Here is a 16,348-nt window from a genome sequence, read left to right on the forward strand (position 1 = left end):
CGGCCGTCCGGAGCGGGCGCCCTGCCCGCACGCTCCGCGTGCCGTGATCCCCGGCCGCCTCGTGGCGCGATCCTTGCGGACCGTGGCGATCGCGCCGCTGTCGCGGGCGCCCCGGACCGGCGAACCTGGTGACGCACCCAAGGGACAGGGACAAGGGAGACACCATGACGCGCATCGCCATCAACGGATTCGGCCGCATCGGACGCAACGTGCTCCGCGCGCTGCTCGAACGGGACAGCAAGCTCGAGGTCGTCGCGGTCAACGACCTCACCGAGCCCGCCACCCTCGCGCGGCTGCTCGCCTACGACACCACCTCCGGCCGGCTCGGCCGCCCGGTGAGCGTGGACGGGGACGTCCTGGTGGTCGACGGCCGCCGCATCAAGGTGCTGGCCGAGCGCGAGCCGGCGCAGCTGCCCTGGGCCGAGCTCGGTGTGGACATCGTGCTGGAGGCGACCGGCCGCTTCGCCACGGCCAAGGCGGCCCGCGCGCACATCGACGCCGGGGCCAAGAAGGTGCTCGTCAGCGCACCGGCGGACGGGGCCGACATCACGCTCGCGTTCGGCGTGAACAGCGACTCCTACGACCCGGCCCTGCACACGATCGTCTCCAACGCCTCCTGCACGACCAACGCGCTCGCACCGCTGGCCGCCGTACTGGACGAACTCGCGGGCATCGAGCACGGGTTCATGACCACCGTGCACGCCTACACGCAGGAGCAGAACCTCCAGGACGGTCCGCACCGCGACCCCCGCCGCGCCCGCGCCGCCGCCGTGAACATCGTGCCGACCACGACGGGCGCCGCCAAGGCCATCGGCCTGGTCCTGCCCAACCTGGACGGCAAGCTCTCCGGCGACTCGATCCGCGTCCCGGTTCCGGTGGGATCCATCGTCGAGCTGAACACCACCGTCGCCCGCGACGTGACCCGCGAGGACGTGCTGGCGGCCTACCGCGCCGCGGCCGAAGGCCCGCTCGCCGGCGTGCTGGAGTACTCGGAGGACGCCCTCGTCTCCTCCGACATCACCGGCAACCCCGCCTCCTCCATCTTCGACTCGGAGCTCACCCGCGTCGAAGGCCGCCACATCAAGGTCGTCGCCTGGTACGACAACGAGTGGGGCTTCTCGAACCGGGTCATCGACACGCTCGAACTGCTCGCGAGCCGCTGAGGCCGGGCTCCCGCTCACCAGGCGCGCCGCGGACCGGGATTCCGGTCCGCGGCGCGCTGCTTTTACCGCTCCTTCCCGGCCAAGCGCAAGGCTTGAAACAGAAATTCCTTGTTGTCGCACTAGACTGGCGGGCTGTTTGGCGCTGGACCGGAACAACCTGGGCAGACCCGGGCTCCGCCCGGCGACCCGGAGGGTTCCGGAAACACGACGCGAGGGCCGATGGCAGCCACACCAGAGCACGGTGAAGTCACTCTGCTCGACGACGGGACCGGCCTCGACGAAGGCCCCGCGCCCGACGCCGGGGCGGGGCCCGGCGAGCCCGGCAAATCGGCCCTGTTCTCCGCCGGACCCGCCGCCCCGACGCGCACCCTCGTCGACGTCTTCGAGGCCTCCGTACGGGCCCACCCCGACGAGCTCGCCCTGGACGACGGGACCGGCCGGCTGACCTACCGGGCGCTCGCCGCCGAGGTGGAGCGCCGCCGCCAGGCCCTCGCGGCCGCCGGAGTGGGGCTCGGCGACCGGGTCGGCGTACGGGTGCCGTCCGGGACCAACGAGCTGTACACCGGCATCCTGGCCGTCCTCGCGGTGGGCGCCGCCTACGTGCCCGTCGACGCCGAGGACCCGGACGAGCGGGCCGACCTGGTCTTCGGGGAGGCCGGAGTACGGGCCGTACTGGGCGCGGGCGGGCGCATCGAGGTCGCCGCGCCGGGCAAGGGCGCCGACCTCGGCACATCGGCCCCCGCCGGCCGCCCCGGCCCCGAACACGACGCGTGGATCATCTTCACCTCCGGCTCCACCGGCAAGCCCAAGGGCGTCGCCGTCAGCCACCGCAGCGCCGCCGCCTTCGTGGACGCCGAGGCCGAGCTGTTCCTCACCGAGGAGCCGATCGGCCCCGGCGACCGGGTCATGGCCGGACTGTCCGTGGCCTTCGACGCCTCCTGCGAGGAGATGTGGCTGGCCTGGCGCTACGGCGCCTGCCTCGTGCCCGTCCCCCGCTCCCAGGTCCGCAGCGGCGCCGACCTCGGCCCCTGGCTCGCCGAGCAGGAGATCACCGTGGTCTCCACGGTGCCGACCCTGGCCGCCCTGTGGGAGCCCGAAACCCTCAACGAGGTCCGGCTGCTGATCTTCGGCGGCGAGGCCTGCCCGCCCGAGCTCACCCAGCGCCTGGTCACCGAGGGCCGCGAGGTCTGGAACACCTACGGCCCCACCGAGGCCACCGTCGTCGCCTGCGCCTCGCTCCTGACCGGGGAGGAACCGATCCGCATCGGCCTCCCGCTCATGGGCTGGGAACTGGCCGTCGTCGACGAATCCGGCGAACCGGTGCCCATGGGCGGCAGCGGCCAGCTCGTCATCGGCGGCGTCGGCCTGGCCCGCTACCTCGACCCCGAGAAGGACGCGGAGAAGTACGCCCCGCTGGAATCCCTCGGCTGGGAGCGCGCCTACCGCAGCGGCGACCTCGTCCGCGCGGAACCGGAGGGCCTGGTCTTCCTGGGCCGCGGCGACGAGCAGATCAAGCTCGGCGGCCGCCGCATCGAGCTGGGCGAGGTGGACGCCGCCCTCCAGGCCCTGCCCGGGGTCGCCGGCGCGGCCGCCGCCGTCCGCACCGCACGCAGCGGCAACCAGCTCCTCGTCGGCTACCTGGTCACCCAGGACGGCTGGGACCACGCCGCGGCCGTCACCCGGCTCCGCGCCGAGCTGCCCGCAGCCCTCGTACCGCTGCTCGCGCCCGTCGAGGAGCTGCCCACCCGCACCTCCGGCAAGGTGGACCGGGGCGCACTGCCCTGGCCGCTCCCGGAACTGGAGACCAGCGGTCCCACCGAGCAGCTCTACGGCACCGAGGCCTGGCTCGCCGAGCAGTGGAGCGAGACCCTGGGCGTGACCGTCGCCGGCGCCACTGACGACTTCTTCGCGATCGGCGGCAGCAGCCTCGCCGCCGCCCAGCTCACCACCCGGCTGCGCACCCGCTACCCGAGCGCGGCCGTCCTCGACATCTACCAGCAGCCCACCCTGCGCAAGCTGGCCCGCCACCTGGAGAAGTCGGCACAGGACGACGGCGCGGTACGCACCATCGCGCCCGTGCCGCTGCGGACCCAGGTGATCCAGTCCCTGCTGCTGCTCCCGCTCTTCACCCTGGTCGGCCTGCGCCGGACGGTGGCGGTGCTCGCCCTGGGCAACGTACTGCACTGGTCCGGGGCCTATCCGTGGGCGCCGACCGCCTCCTGGTGGCTCGTCGCCGCGGGCGCCGCACTGCTCTACAGTCCGCCCGGCCGCCTCGCGATCGCGGCCGGCGGCGCCCGCCTGCTGCTGCGCGGGGTCAAGGCGGGGCGCCACCCGCGCGGCGGAAACGTTCACCTGCGGCTGTGGACGGCCGAGCGGCTCGCCGAGTACTCCGGCGCCACCTCGCTCACCGGATCCTGGCTGGAGCGCTACGCACGGGCGCTCGGCGCCAAGGTCGGCCCCGAGGTGGACCTGCACTCGCTGCCGCCCGTCACGGGCATGCTCAAGCTCGGCCGCGGCTGCGCCGTGGAGTCCGAGGTGGACCTCTCCGGCCACTGGCTGGACGGGGACCGCCTGGAGATCGGCGCCGTGAAGGTCGGCGCGGGCGCCGTCGTCGGCACCCGCAGCATCCTCTTCCCCGGCGCCCGCGTCGGCAAGCGGGCCGAGGTGGCCCCCGGCTCCGCCGTCGTCGGCCAGATCCCGACCGGCCAGCGCTGGGCCGGAGCCCCCGCCGGCAAACTCGGCAAGGCCAAGCGGAACTGGCCCAAGGAGCGCCCACCGCGCGGCCTGCCCTGGCGCGCCGCCTACGGGACGGCCGGCTTCTGCCTCACCGCCCTGCCCGTGCTCGCCGCCCTGCCCGCCCTCCTCGTGGCCGGCCGGTTCGTGCCCGCCGACGCCGGACTCGGCCGGGCGCTGGCCGGAGCGCTGCTCGCCGTGGTGCCGGGGGCGCTCGCCTTCGGGTTCGCGTACGCGGCCCTGCTCCTGGTCTCCGTACGCCTCCTCAGCCTCGGGCTGCGCACCGGAACCCATCCGACGCACAGCAGGATCGGCTGGCAGGCCTGGACGGTCACCCAGCTGATGGACCTCTCCCGGGAAACCCTCTTCCCCCTGTACGCCGGACTGATCACACCGGTGTGGCTGCGGCTGCTCGGCATGAAGATCGGCCGGGGCGCCGAGGTGTCCACGGTGCTCGCGCTGCCGAGCCTCACCACCGTCGGCGAGGGCGCCTTCCTCGCCGACGACACCCTGACCGCCCCCTACGAGCTGGGCGGCGGCTGGCTGCGGATCGGCCACTCCGAGATCGGCCGCCGGGCCTTCCTCGGCAACTCCGGAATGACCGCGCCGGGCCGTTCCGTACCGGACGACGGGCTGGTCGGCGTCCTGTCCGCCACCCCGAAGAAGGCCAAGAAGGGCAGCTCCTACCTGGGCCTGCCGCCGGTCCGGCTGCCGCGGTCCACCGCCGACTCCGACCAGAGCCGGACGTACGATCCGCCCGCGCGGCTGCTGTGGGCGCGCGGGCTGGTGGAGCTGTGCCGGCTCGTCCCGGTGTTCTGCTCGGTCGCGCTGGCCGTGCTGACACTGGCGGCGTTCTGTGCGCTGGCCGGACCGGACGGGCCCGGCGCGTGGGTGACCGCGCTGCTGTCCGGAGCGGTCCTGCTCGCCGCCGGGGTGGCCGCGTGCGTGGTCGCGACGGCCGCGAAATGGCTGCTGGTGGGCCGCCACCGGGTGGGAGAGCACCCGCTGTGGAGCGGCTTCGTGTGGCGCAACGAACTGGCCGACACCTTCGTCGAGGTCCTGGCCGTGCCCTGGCTGGTCGGCTCGGTGCCCGGGACGCCGGTGCTGTCCCTGTGGCTGCGCGCAATCGGTGCCCGGATCGGCCGCGGCGTGTGGTGCGAGAGCTACTGGCTGCCCGAGACCGACCTGGTCGTCCTGGGCGACGCGGTCAGCGTGAACCGGGGCTGCGTGTTGCAGACGCACCTCTTCCACGACCGGATCTTGAGGACGGATACTGTGGTCCTGCGTGAGGGCGCCACCCTGGGCCCGGGCGGAATCGTCCTGCCCGGGAGCACGGTCGGGGCCCGCAGCACTCTGGGTCCCGCCTCCCTCGTGATGGCCGGGGAATCCGTTCCCGCCGACACCCGCTGGCTGGGCAACCCGATCGAGGCGTGGCGGTCCTGAAGGGCGGGTCCGGGCGCCGGGAAACCGGGCGACCGGGCCCGGCACCACCAGCACGTCGTACGAGCACAACGCAGGGAGCGGAAGCGGCAGTGAACGGCCAGAAGACAGCGGCATCGGACCCGTACTTTCCGGCCAACGGCGACCCCCGTTACCGCGTGCACCGGTACGAACTCGCTCTGGAATACCGTCCCGGCCCCAACCGGCTCGCCGGGACGGCCCGGCTCAGTGCCATCGCCGGGCGGGCGCCGCTCACCGAGTTCCACCTCAACCTGGCCGAGTTCAAAATAGGCCGCGTCCTCGTCAACGGCAGGGCGCCGCACTACAGCCACCGGGGCGGCAAACTCCGCATCCGGCCGCCCAAGCCGCTGCCCGCCGGCGCCGCCTTCACCGTGGAGGTGCACTGGGCGGGCAACCCCACACCGGTGCGCAGCCCCTGGGGCGGCCTCGGCTGGGAGGAACTGACCGACGGCGCGCTGGTGGCCAGCCAGCCGGTCGGGGCGCCCTCCTGGTACCCGTGCAACGACCGGCCCGCGGACAAGGCCTCGTACCAGATCTCGGTCAACACCCCCTCCGCGTACACCGTCGTGGCCGGCGGCAGGCTGCTCACGCGGACGACCCGCGCCTCCACCACCACCTGGGTGTACGAGCAGCCGGCGCCGACCTCCAGCTACCTGGTCGGCCTGTCCATCGGCATGTACCAGACGGTGCTGCTCGGCGACCCCGGGCTCGGCGGCGTCCCGCAGAGCGCCCACGTACCGGCGCATCTGCTGCCCCGCTTCTCGCGCGACTTCGCGCGGCAGCCCGCGATGATGCAGCTGTTCGAGGAGCTGTTCGGCCCCTACCCCTTCGGCGAGTACGCGGTGGTCGTCGCCGACGAGGAACTGGACGTGCCGGTGGAGGCCCAGGGGCTCTCCCTGTTCGGCTCCAACCACGTGGACGGCGTACGCGGCTCCGAGCGGCTCATCGCCCACGAGCTCGCGCACCAGTGGTTCGGCAACAGCGTGACCATCGCCGACTGGCGGCACATCTGGCTCAACGAGGGCTTCGCCAAGTACGCGGAATGGCTCTGGTCGGAGCGCTCCGGCGGCCGCACCGCGCACGAACTGGCGGCCGCCGCACACCGCTTGCTCTCCGGGCAGCCGCAGGACCTCCTGCTGGCCGACCCGGGACGCAAGCTGATGTTCGACGACCGCCTCTACCAGCGCGGCGGCCTCGCCGTGCACGCGATCCGCTGCGCGCTGGGGGACGGCCCGTTCTTCCGCATGCTGCGGGAGTGGGCCACCGTGAACCGCCACGGCGTGGTCACCACGGCCGGTTTCACCGCGCACGCGTCCCGCTACGCGCTCGAACCGCTGGACGACCTGTTCGCGGCCTGGCTGTCGGCGCCGGGCCTCCCGCCCCTGCCCGCGCCGGCGGCGACGGCCTAGAGCCAGCCCTTCTTCTTGACGAAGACGAAGGTGCCCAGGGATGCGGCGAGTACGGTGCCCAGGAGGACCGGCAGGGCGAAGAAGTTGTCGAAGCCGTACTCGTTGAGGTGCTCGAAGTTGGCGCCCGGGATCGCGGCGAAGGTGGACGGAATGACGAACATGAGGGTCAGCGCCGTCAGCTTCCGGTTCTCCACGGTGGACTTGACCTGATCTTCCGTCAGGGCGTTCAGGCGGTCCATGTCCCGGTTGAAATCGCGCAGTTCGTCGCGGATCTCGTGCAGGACGGCCAGGGCCTGGGCCTGCTCATCGGCGGTCGAGGCGGCGTCGGTGCGGGTGTTGGTGTTCGTGCTGATGGTCATGACAGTGCTTCCTTCTGGTGAACGGGGACGTGCGGGGAAATGGGCGTGACGGTGCGCGAGACCTCGCGCGGACCGGACGGAGCGGCCTGTGGACGCCCCGGAAAGGGGTGGGTGGAGGAGCCCGGAGCATGCCGGACGAGCCCGCCGCAAGGGCTGGGCGCGGGGTTGCCGGAACGGGCCGGGCAAGGGTGAGCGGCCGGGCGGCGAGCGCCGACGGGCCGTCGGGGGTGGAGCGAGAGCTCTGGCTACGCGGAGGTGCGGCTCAGAGCGCGGCGCAGGACGAGGCGACGCGGCGCGGGTGGTTCAGCGGACTCGGACTGTGATCCATGGGGCGATCGCCTCCTCTCGGCAGGGCATACGGCATACGCGGTCGCGGCCATCGGCCATCGAATGGGCGAGCGCAGTGCACTCACGGGCGGCGACACCTCAACGCTAACAGCAGCTCAGGGGCCCAATCCGGGTCTTTGGTCCCACGGGCCGGGCCAAAGGTCCCCTCCGGCGGGGACGCGAAACGCCCCGCCCGGGCCGCCGCGGCCGGGGTGGAGTCCGGGGCGCGGCGGGCCGGGCGGGGCGTGCGGGGCCAGTACCCGAGTGCGGTGCCGAGGGCGGCGCGCACACCGCTGCGGCCCGGATCCGGGGGAGGAGACCCACCGGTCCGGGCCGAGACGTCGCGGCGACGGGTGGGTCTCAGGCCGCGAAGACCTCGCGGAGCTGCTGCTCCTGCGTGCCGGAGAGGTTGGAGCGGATCAGCTGCGCCTGCCCGCCGGGGAAGGAGGCGCGCACCCGCTCGACCACGGCGTCGGAGGAGAGCAGGAACAGTGCGGAAGTCCCGGGCTTCACCTCGGACTTCACGTCGTCGATGAACTGGTCGTCGATCCCGACGTCGGACAGCGATCCACCGATGGCCCCGGCTGCCGCACCCACGGCGGCGCCGAGCAGCGGCACGAAGAACAGGAGCCCGAAGAGCATCCCCCAGAAGGTGCCGGACAGCGCGCCGGCTCCCGTGAGGCTGTTCAACTGCTGGGTCTTCGGCTTCCTGGCGTCTTCGTGCCAGGTGACGACCGCGGCGTCGTGCACCTGTATGAGCTGTTCCTTCTGCAGGGCGAGCAGGGCGGACTCCGCCTGCTGGGCCCCCTCGGGAGTGGGGAACTTCCAGACGGTGAGAGTGGTGGATGCCACGTAACGCTCCAGTTCCTGGACGGTGTTGCCGGTGTCCAGTACACCCTAGAATCAGACAATCCACCACAATTGGTATAGTCGTGACTCCATGTCATCTGCCGGGCCGTCAGCGTCACTCGCCCGTTCGGCCGTACCCGGCCGTCCGCGCGCCCCGCTTGCTTCTCGGCAGGCCTCTCCGTGTCTCATCTCACCGTCCGGCATGCGGGAAGTCGTGTTCATTCACCGGGCGTCCGCCCTACTGTGGGCCTCGCAGCTGGTTCGCCCCCGTCCGCCAGGCGGGATGCGTCGTAAGAGGGAACCCGGTGGGAATCCGGGACTGCCCCGCAGCGGTGAGCGGGAACGACCGCCGTCATACGCACTGGGACCGGAAGCGGTCCTGGGAAGCGACGGCCATTAGGTGCCCGCCGGGAGACCGGCAGGCGAGCCCGCGAGTCCGAAGACCTGCCCGTTGCCCGTGCGCGAACGACCGCGCACGGTTTCCCGGTGACCTCGTGGGCGGGTCGGCGTGCTTCAGGCGGATCCTCCCGTCGCGTACCGAGCCGTACGCGACCCCAACACCCGCCCGTTCCCGCACCCTTCGCGTCCGCGACCCGTCACCGGGCCATGGAGACACGCTCGCGAAGGAGAGTTCCGTGACCACCGAGTCCGCAGCCGCGCCCGTAGGGGCCACCGTGTACGGGTACCCCCGCCAGGGACAGAACCGGGAACTGAAGAAGGCGGTCGAGGGCTACTGGAAGGGCCGCGTCACCGCCGAAGCCCTCCGCGCCACGGCCCGCGACCTGCGCCGGACCAACTGGGCCCGGCTCGCCGAGGCCGGCATCACCGAGGTTCCCACCGGCGACTTCTCGTACTACGACCACGTCCTGGACACCACGGTCATGGTCGGCGCGATCCCCGACCGCCACCGGTCCGCCGTCGCGGCGGACGCCCTGGACGGCTACTTCGCGATGGCGCGGGGCACCCAGGACGTGGCCCCGCTGGAGATGACCAAGTGGTTCGACACCAACTACCACTACCTGGTGCCCGAACTGGGTCCCGACACCGTCTTCACCGCCGAACCCGCCCGGCAGGTGGCCGAGTTGAAGGAGGCCCTGGCCCTCGGCCACAGGGCCCGCCCGGTCCTGGTCGGACCTGTGACCTACCTCCTCCTCGCCAAGCCCGCACCCGGCACGCCCCCCGGCTTCGATCCGCTGGCCCTCCTCGACCGGCTGCTCCCCGTCTACGCACGGGTCATCACCGAACTGCGCGCTGCCGGCGCCGCCTGGGTCCAGCTCGACGAACCGGCCCTGGTCCAGGACCGCACCCCGGCCGAACTGAACGCGGCGGCCCGCGCCTACCGCGAACTCGGCGGCCTCAGCCTCGCCCAGCGCCCCAAGCTGCTCGTCGCCTCCTACTTCGACCGGCTCGGCGAAGCGCTGCCCGTACTGGCGAAGGCGCCCGTGGAGGGCCTCGCCCTCGACTTCACCGACCGGGCCGCCGCCAACCTCGACGACCTCGCCGCGGCCGGCGGCATCCCCGGCAAGCGCCTGGTCGCGGGCGTGGTCAACGGCCGCAACATCTGGATCAATGACTACCAGCAGTCACTGGCGACCCTGGGCACCCTGCTCGGCCTCGCGGGCCGGGTCGACGTCGCCGCGTCCTGCTCCCTGCTGCACGTCCCCCTCGACGCGGACGCCGAGCGGGACACCGACCCGCAGATCGGGCGCTGGCTCGCCTTCGCCCGGCAGAAGAGCACCGAGATCAGCACGCTGGCCCGCGGACTCGCCCGGGGCACCGACGCGATCGCGGCCGAACTCGCCGCGAACCGGGCCGACCTGGCCTCCCGCGCCGCCTCCCGGATCACCCACGACCCGGCCGTCCGCGCCCGCACCGCCGCGATCACCGACACCGACGGCCGCCGCCTCCCCGCCTACGCCGAACGGGCCGCCGCCCAGCGCGCCCACCTCGGCCTGCCGCTCCTTCCCACCACCACCATCGGCTCCTTCCCGCAGACCACGGAACTGCGCACCGCCCGCGCCGACCTGCGCGCGGGACGCATCGACACGGCGGCCTACGAGGACCGCATCCGGGCCGAGATCCGCGAGGTCGTCGCCTTCCAGGAGAAGGCCGGCCTCGACGTACTCGTACACGGAGAGCCCGAACGCAGCGACATGGTCCAGTACTTCGCCGAACAGCTGACCGGCTACCTCGCCACCCGGCACGGCTGGGTCCAGTCCTACGGCACCCGCTACGTCCGCCCGCCGGTCCTCGCCGGAGACATCTCGCGCCCCGACCCGATGACCGTGCGCTGGACCGCGTACGCCCAGGAGCAGACGGCCAAGCCGGTCAAGGGCATGCTCACCGGCCCCGTCACCATGCTCGCCTGGTCCTTCGTCCGCGACGACCAGCCGCTCGCCGCCACCGCCCGCCAGGTCGCGCTGGCGCTCCGCGACGAGGTGGCCGACCTGGAGGCCGCCGGCACCTCCGTCATCCAGGTCGACGAGCCCGCCCTGCGTGAAACCCTGCCGCTGCGCGCCGCCGACCACGCCGGCTACCTGGCGTGGGCCACGGAATCCTTCCGCCTCACCACCAGCGGCGTCCGTCCGGACACCCAGATCCACACCCACATGTGCTACGCGGAGTTCGGGGACATCGTCGAGGCCATCGAGAACCTCGACGCGGACGTCATCAGCCTGGAGGCGGCCCGCTCCCACATGCAGGTCGCGGACGAACTCGCCGGCGCGGGCTACCCGCGCGAGGTCGGCCCCGGCGTCTGGGACATCCACTCTCCCCGCATCCCCTCGGCCGGGGAAGCGGCGACCCTGCTGCGCAAGGGACTTGGGGCGATCCCGGCCGAACGCCTCTGGGTCAACCCCGACTGCGGCCTGAAGACCCGCGGCTGGCCCGAGACGCGGGCCTCGCTGGAGAACCTCGTCGAGGCGGCCCGCAGGGTGCGCTCGGAGGTGGCGCCGAGCGCCTGACCTCCGTGGGGCGGCCGGCATCCGGGGCGCCCGGGTGCCGGCCGGGGGGCGGCTCTACCCGCCGGGTGAGGCGGCCCAGATGAGGGGGTACCGCTCGCTCCCCGCCCGGTCGACCCACTGCAGCCGGTCCCGTACGATCCCGCGCCGACCTTCAGGGATCCGCTCCGCCAGCCTGCTCAGCAGGTCGCGCATCCTGCGCAGGGCCATCGGGGAGCCGGCGGCGGAGAAGAGCAGGTCGTCGACGGCCGTGCGCACGTAACGCTCCCAGTCCGGCACCGGGAGCGTGACCCGCGACCGTCCGCCCTCGTCGGCGAAGTGGCCGATGCCCAGCTCCACGCCGGCGAGGCGGGTCAGCAGGTCTTCGAGCCGGTCCATGCTCTCCACCGCGGTGGCCGGGTCGTTGACGGCCGGGGAGAGCGCGCGCAGCGCGATGTCGGCGAGGAGCCTGAAGGGCAGGTCGGGGTCCTGGTCGAAGGTGCGCTCGACCCCGGTCTCCAGGGCGCCGCGCAGCGCCGCCTCGGGGAGCTCGCCGCCGGTCACCTCGGCGAGCGTCATGCCCCGCGACACGGTCGCTCCGGGGGCGACGAGGAAGGTGATGGAGCAGTCGTGCTCCCTGGCCAGGCCGACCAGGGCGCGTACGTCGATCTGCTGGACCACCACGGCCGGTCCGGACCAGAGGACGGCGGTGGCACCGGCCGCCGGGGGAGGCGAGGCGTGGCACGTGGGTGCGGCCGTGGCCGCGACCGTGGCCGCTTCCGGGTCGTACGGCCGTACGTACACGTCATCGAACAGCCGGTGCGCGCGCGTGGCGATCGCGCTCAGGGAGTGGCCGAGCTGGATCGAGTGAAAGGCTCTCGTCTGCAGGGTCCGCATGAGGGCGAGCGCGATCAGGGTGAGCACCATGGCGGTGCCGGGAACGAGGGTCGACACGGTCGTCCTGCGGGCCCCGATGGCCAGCCCCGAGGTGATGCTGAAGACGAACACGCCGACGGTGAAGGCGAACGCGCGCCACACGATCGGGTCGTCCCGGAAGAGGCCGAGGCGCGGGGTGAAGGTGCTGGCGGAGAACTGGATGACCAGGAACAGCATCGAGTAGATGATGCTCACCAGGCTGATGACGCCGAACCCGAGGGTGAACAGGAGCGTCACCACGGGTCCGGCATCCACCTGGGGGCCCAGCGAGAGCGTGGGGAGCAGCATCCCCAGGGCCACCCCGCCGACCGCGCAGAAGAGCTGGGCGAGATCCCGGCGCACCGTGCGCGAGGGAGGGCGCGGCGAGGCGCTCCGCCCGAGTCGGCGGTCCCGGGTCCACGGGCGCGTGGGGTCGTCAGCCGAGCCGGACATCCAGCCTCCTCCAGGTCCTGGTGAACGCACCCTTCCGATGAGGATGCAACCACGGGAGCCACGAGAGCGGGCGGCGAAATGCCGTATACGTCCTATGTCGGGGGGAGTCTCGGTGCCTGGGCGCGGTCATCGCGTGCGGCGAAACCGACAACGGCCGTACGCCTCGCGTCAACGGGGCCGCCATACAGCGGATTCCGGCCGCCGGATAGGGTCCTGGCATGATCACGGCCCGAGCTGCATCCGGCGCGAAGCGGGCCCGCCGTCCGGCGGGTGCGCTGCGGCTGCTGTGGCTGGCCGCCCTGCTGTTCGCCTTCCTCTACACGCACGCCGCCGGAGCCGACAGTGCCTCGGCGCACGTCGCCCGGGGCGCCGTGCCCGTGGCGCACCTGGATGCCATCGTTGATGGCAGTGCCGGCGTCGGCGACCGCGGCGACAGCGCCGACCCTCACGGCGCCGAGGCGCCCCGCGGGCACGACGATGGTGGCGGCGGTGGGCACGATCACCCCGCCGAAGCGTGCGTCTCCGGTCATCCCCAGCAGGGTGCGGAGCTGCCCGAGCCTGCGCTGGTTCCCCTCGGCGATCCGTCCCCCGCCGTGGCCGCGCTGCGGCCGGGCTCGTGGGCGCCGACCGTTCCGTGCGGCCTTCCGCCCTTGCGAAGCGTCCTCGGCTCCGTGGTGCAGCAGGTATAGGACCGGGCGTTCCGTCCCGTTCTGACCCGACTCTCATCGCAGACCCCGGCCCGCCCTCAGGTGGGTGACGGGGTGATGAGCCGTGCACGCAGCATCAAAGGAACTCGTACGTGACTTCGCCCCAGCTCCTCGGCGCCCGGACCGCGGACACCTCGCCGGACTCTCCCGCCACGGGACGCGCCGCCCGGCGCAAACACCACGCCGGCCTGGCCCGGAAGCGGTCCCTGGCCGCCCGGTACCTCGGCTACGTCGGCTACTTCGTCGGCGCCGGCCTCATCAGCGGCGCCGTGGTCCACCACCCGCTCGACCCCGACCGCTACACCCGCATCGCCGTGTACGGCGCCCTCGTCTTCCTCGCCGCGACCGTCCTCAACGAGTTCGTGCTCGCCAGGGAGCGTCCCGGGCTGCCCCGGCTGCTGCTGGTGATGGGCGCCTCGCTGCTGCTGTCCTTCGGCATCGGCATGCTCAGCGGCGGCCTCCAGCACTTCGACGATTTCCCCGCCAGAGGCGCCGTCCTCGTCCCCGCCGGACTCGTCGTCTCCTTCGTCGCCTACGTGATCAAGGACGCCGACACCCCGGCGCGGCGGATCTTCGGCCTCGTCGGCCTGGCCGTCCTCGTCACCGCCGCACTCGCCTTCCTGGGCCTGCGCGAAGTCGCGGCCTCGATGGAGAGCGCGCCCGGCGGCGGCCACAGCCACGGCACCGGCGAAGAACCCGCGGCGGACGACCACGCCCCCGCCGCCACCCCGGCGAGCCCGGCGGCGCCCGCCCCCGGCGCCTCGGCGACCGCGCGGCCCGCTCCTTCGCAGCCGCCCCACAACGACGGCCACGCTCACTGAGCCACGGGGAGGGGCGGGCTCACCTGCCCCTCCCTCCTGACCACCGCTCTCGCCCGGGGTCAGGGCGGAGGGGCGCTCCCCGGTGCGGCCGGGGTGACCAAGCCCGTCTCGTAGGCCGCGATCACCGCCTGGGCGCGGTCGCGGAGGCGGAGTTTGGCGAGGATGCGGGCGACGTGCGTCTTGGCCGTGGCCTCGCTGACGTGGAAGCGGCCGGCCAGTTCGGCGTTGCTGAGGCCGCGGGCCAGGGCTTCGAGGAACTCCAGCTCGCGCGGGGTGAGCGCGGACAGGTCCCGGTGGAGGGGAGCGGCACGGTCGTCGGCGCCGGCGAAGCGCTCCACCAGCCGGCGGGTGATGGCCGGGGCCAACAGGGCGTCGCCGGAGCGCACCAGCCGGACCGCGGCCGCCAGGTGCTCGGGGGTGACGTCCTTCAGCAGGAAGCCGCTGGCCCCTGCGCTGAGGGCGGCGTAGACGTACCGGTCGAGGTCATAGGTCGTGAGGATGACGATCCGGGGCGCCGGGCCCTCGGGACGAAGGATGCGGCGCGTGGCCTCCAGACCGTCGGTCCCGGGCATCCGGATGTCCATCAGGACCACGTCGGGCCGGGTGCGCCGGACCACGGCGACCGCCTCTTCCCCGTCGGCGGCCTCACCGACCACCTCGATGCCGTCGGCCGCGAGGATCATCCCGAAGCCGGTTCGGACCAGGGCCTGGTCGTCGACGATCACCACACGCGGTGTCCCGGTCATGGACCCTCCACCGGGAGGACGGCGCGGACCCGGAATCCTCCGCCGGGCCGCGGGCCCGTGTCCAGGGTGCCGCCGTAGAGCGCGAGCCGTTCGCGCAGGCCGGCCAGGCCCCGACCGCCGCCCGGCCCCGGAGGCCGCGGGCGGCCGCCGCTGTCGGTCACCTCCACCCGCAGCTCCCCGGGCGCGTACTGCACCAGGACCGAAACGGCGGCGCCCGCCGCGTGCTTGACCGTGTTCGTCAGCGCCTCCTGCACGACCCGGTACGCGGCCAGGTCCACACCCCCCGGGAGCCGGGCCGGGGCGCCGCGCACCGTCAGTTCCACCGGCACGCCGCCGTCGCGCACCCGGTCCGCGAGCTCCGGCAGCCGGTCCAGGCCGGGTTGCGGCGCGAGGTCCGCGTCGGCGGCCGGGTCGGGGCCGTCGGAGGTCATGGTGAGCAGGCCCATCACCTGGCGCAGTTCCGACATCGCCGACCGCCCCGCGGCCTCCACCGCCAGCAGCGCCTCCCTGGCCCGGTCCGGATCGGCGTCCAGCACCTTGCGCGCGGCGCCGGTCTGAATGGTCATCATGCTCACGTTGTGGGTGACCACGTCGTGCAGCTCCCGGGCGATCCGCGACCGCTCCTGGTCCACGGCGCGCCGCAGCGCCGCACGCTGCTCCGCCTCAAGGGCCCGGGCCCGCTGCCTCCAGGTGTGGATGCCGTGCGCGGCGAGGCCGACCGGGAGCAGGACCAGTACGGGGACCAACCCCTTGTCCACGTCGGGGACCAGGGGGAAGACCGCGTACAGCACGGCTCCCGCGATCAGGGACCCCGCAACGGCCTTGCGGTGGGGGCTGTACACCGCAGCGCTGTACGCCGCGATCAGGCCCGAGGCGAACGTGACCGTGGTGGCGTCCGCGGCGGCCGCTCCCCGGTGCAGCAGCAGCGTCGCGCCCATCACGGCCCAGTAGGCGGCCAGCGGGTACCGGCGGCGCATCAGCAGCGGCAGGGCCGTCAGTACGGCGGCCAGGAGTTCCCAGGGCTCCACGGGAGGCAGGGTGTGCTCCACGACCGGTACGGGATGCGGCACGGCGGGCGGCGACGGCAGCCGTGCCGGGGGCGGCACGGCGACGTCGGGCCCCGCCTGGGCCTCCACGTACGACCGGTTGAGGTCACCGATGACCGTGTACACCGCGAGCACCAGGGCGATGACCGAGTCGAACGCCCACGACGGGCGCGAGAGCCGCGGCGGCGCCCCGGCGGGTCGCAGGTCGCGGGCCCGGCGGACGAGGGCGTCTCTTGTGCGCATCGGACCAGTGTGCCCAGAGCCGGGCGGCCGCGGATCAGCCGCGGGTACCAGTGGCCTCCGCCTCCCGACTACATCGCGGGGATGACGCCGCGGGGCGTCGTCCGGACACGGTACGGAAGGTCCCCACCGGTGCCGACGCGGCGCCGGGAGCCCGGCTCCTAGCGTCGGGGCGGCGAC

General features: G+C 73.4%; 11 protein-coding genes and 1 riboswitch. Of the genes, 6 read left to right on the forward strand and 5 right to left on the reverse strand.

From position 1 onward, the window contains the following. The first annotated feature begins 164 nt into the window (after window positions 1–164). From gap to OHA37_RS33710, 3 genes are all read left to right on the forward strand, one after another. On the forward strand, window positions 165–1,163 hold the full coding sequence (gene gap / locus OHA37_RS33700) for a type I glyceraldehyde-3-phosphate dehydrogenase (protein ID WP_266910957.1): 999 nt from the start codon (window positions 165–167) through the stop codon (window positions 1,161–1,163). Between the two features lie 219 nt (window positions 1,164–1,382). Continuing rightward, window positions 1,383–5,339, forward strand: a complete 3,957-nt coding sequence (locus OHA37_RS33705) for a Pls/PosA family non-ribosomal peptide synthetase (protein WP_266910959.1) — start codon at window positions 1,383–1,385, stop codon at window positions 5,337–5,339. A gap of 89 nt (window positions 5,340–5,428) precedes the next feature. Further along, the gene (locus tag OHA37_RS33710; RefSeq protein ID WP_266910961.1) at window positions 5,429–6,766 is read left to right on the forward strand and encodes a M1 family metallopeptidase; all 1,338 of its coding nucleotides are present in this window, start codon (window positions 5,429–5,431) and stop codon (window positions 6,764–6,766) included. On the opposite strand, the gene OHA37_RS33715 is transcribed toward OHA37_RS33710, so the two are convergent. Both OHA37_RS33715 and OHA37_RS33720 read right to left on the reverse strand, forming a co-directional pair. Further along, the gene (locus OHA37_RS33715) at window positions 6,763–7,125 is read right to left on the reverse strand and encodes a hypothetical protein (RefSeq protein ID WP_266910963.1); all 363 of its coding nucleotides are present in this window, start codon (window positions 7,123–7,125) and stop codon (window positions 6,763–6,765) included. The genes OHA37_RS33710 and OHA37_RS33715 overlap by 4 nt on opposite strands. A gap of 687 nt (window positions 7,126–7,812) precedes the next feature. Next, window positions 7,813–8,304, reverse strand: coding sequence for a DUF1269 domain-containing protein (locus OHA37_RS33720; RefSeq protein WP_266910965.1), 492 nt, complete (start codon window positions 8,302–8,304; stop codon window positions 7,813–7,815). Window positions 8,305–8,541: 237 nt separating this feature from the next. Beyond that, window positions 8,542–8,767, forward strand: a riboswitch (cobalamin riboswitch). Window positions 8,768–8,936: 169 nt separating this feature from the next. Between OHA37_RS33720 and metE the strand changes: the two genes are divergently transcribed. After that, entirely contained in the window at window positions 8,937–11,264 is a 2,328-nt protein-coding gene (metE, locus tag OHA37_RS33725; protein WP_266910967.1) for a 5-methyltetrahydropteroyltriglutamate--homocysteine S-methyltransferase, read from the forward strand. 54 nt (window positions 11,265–11,318) lie between these two features. Here metE and OHA37_RS33730 read toward each other — a convergent pair whose 3' ends face one another. Next, a complete protein-coding gene (locus OHA37_RS33730; RefSeq protein ID WP_266910969.1) occupies window positions 11,319–12,608 on the reverse strand; it encodes a DUF2254 family protein in 1,290 nt (429 codons plus the stop codon). A gap of 218 nt (window positions 12,609–12,826) precedes the next feature. Between OHA37_RS33730 and OHA37_RS33735 the strand changes: the two genes are divergently transcribed. Continuing rightward, window positions 12,827–13,297, forward strand: a complete 471-nt coding sequence (locus OHA37_RS33735) for a hypothetical protein (protein WP_266910971.1) — start codon at window positions 12,827–12,829, stop codon at window positions 13,295–13,297. Window positions 13,298–13,407: 110 nt separating this feature from the next. Next, on the forward strand, window positions 13,408–14,136 hold the full coding sequence (locus OHA37_RS33740) for a hypothetical protein (protein WP_266910973.1): 729 nt from the start codon (window positions 13,408–13,410) through the stop codon (window positions 14,134–14,136). 59 nt (window positions 14,137–14,195) lie between these two features. On the opposite strand, the gene OHA37_RS33745 is transcribed toward OHA37_RS33740, so the two are convergent. Beyond that, entirely contained in the window at window positions 14,196–14,882 is a 687-nt protein-coding gene (locus tag OHA37_RS33745) for a response regulator (RefSeq protein ID WP_266910975.1), read from the reverse strand. Next, window positions 14,879–16,171 (reverse strand): sensor histidine kinase, encoded by a 1,293-nt coding sequence (locus tag OHA37_RS33750; protein ID WP_266910977.1) that lies wholly within the window; start codon window positions 16,169–16,171, stop codon window positions 14,879–14,881. Before OHA37_RS33750 ends, OHA37_RS33745 begins: the two co-directional genes overlap by 4 nt. Window positions 16,172–16,348 lie beyond the last annotated feature (177 nt).

This window comes from Streptomyces sp. NBC_00335 (assembly GCF_036127095.1).
GTDB lineage: Bacteria > Actinomycetota > Actinomycetes > Streptomycetales > Streptomycetaceae > Streptomyces.

Coding starts and splice junctions, on each gene's coding strand:
- gap (WP_266910957.1), top strand. CDS start 165: ATGACGCGCATCGCCATCAACGGATTCGGCCGCATCGGACGCAACGTG.
- OHA37_RS33735 (WP_266910971.1), top strand. CDS start 12,827: ATGATCACGGCCCGAGCTGCATCCGGCGCGAAGCGGGCCCGCCGTCCG.
- OHA37_RS33730 (WP_266910969.1), bottom strand. CDS start 12,608: ATGTCCGGCTCGGCTGACGACCCCACGCGCCCGTGGACCCGGGACCGC.
- OHA37_RS33745 (WP_266910975.1), bottom strand. CDS start 14,882: ATGACCGGGACACCGCGTGTGGTGATCGTCGACGACCAGGCCCTGGTC.
- OHA37_RS33705 (WP_266910959.1), top strand. CDS start 1,383: ATGGCAGCCACACCAGAGCACGGTGAAGTCACTCTGCTCGACGACGGG.
- OHA37_RS33750 (WP_266910977.1), bottom strand. CDS start 16,171: ATGCGCACAAGAGACGCCCTCGTCCGCCGGGCCCGCGACCTGCGACCC.
- OHA37_RS33715 (WP_266910963.1), bottom strand. CDS start 7,125: ATGACCATCAGCACGAACACCAACACCCGCACCGACGCCGCCTCGACC.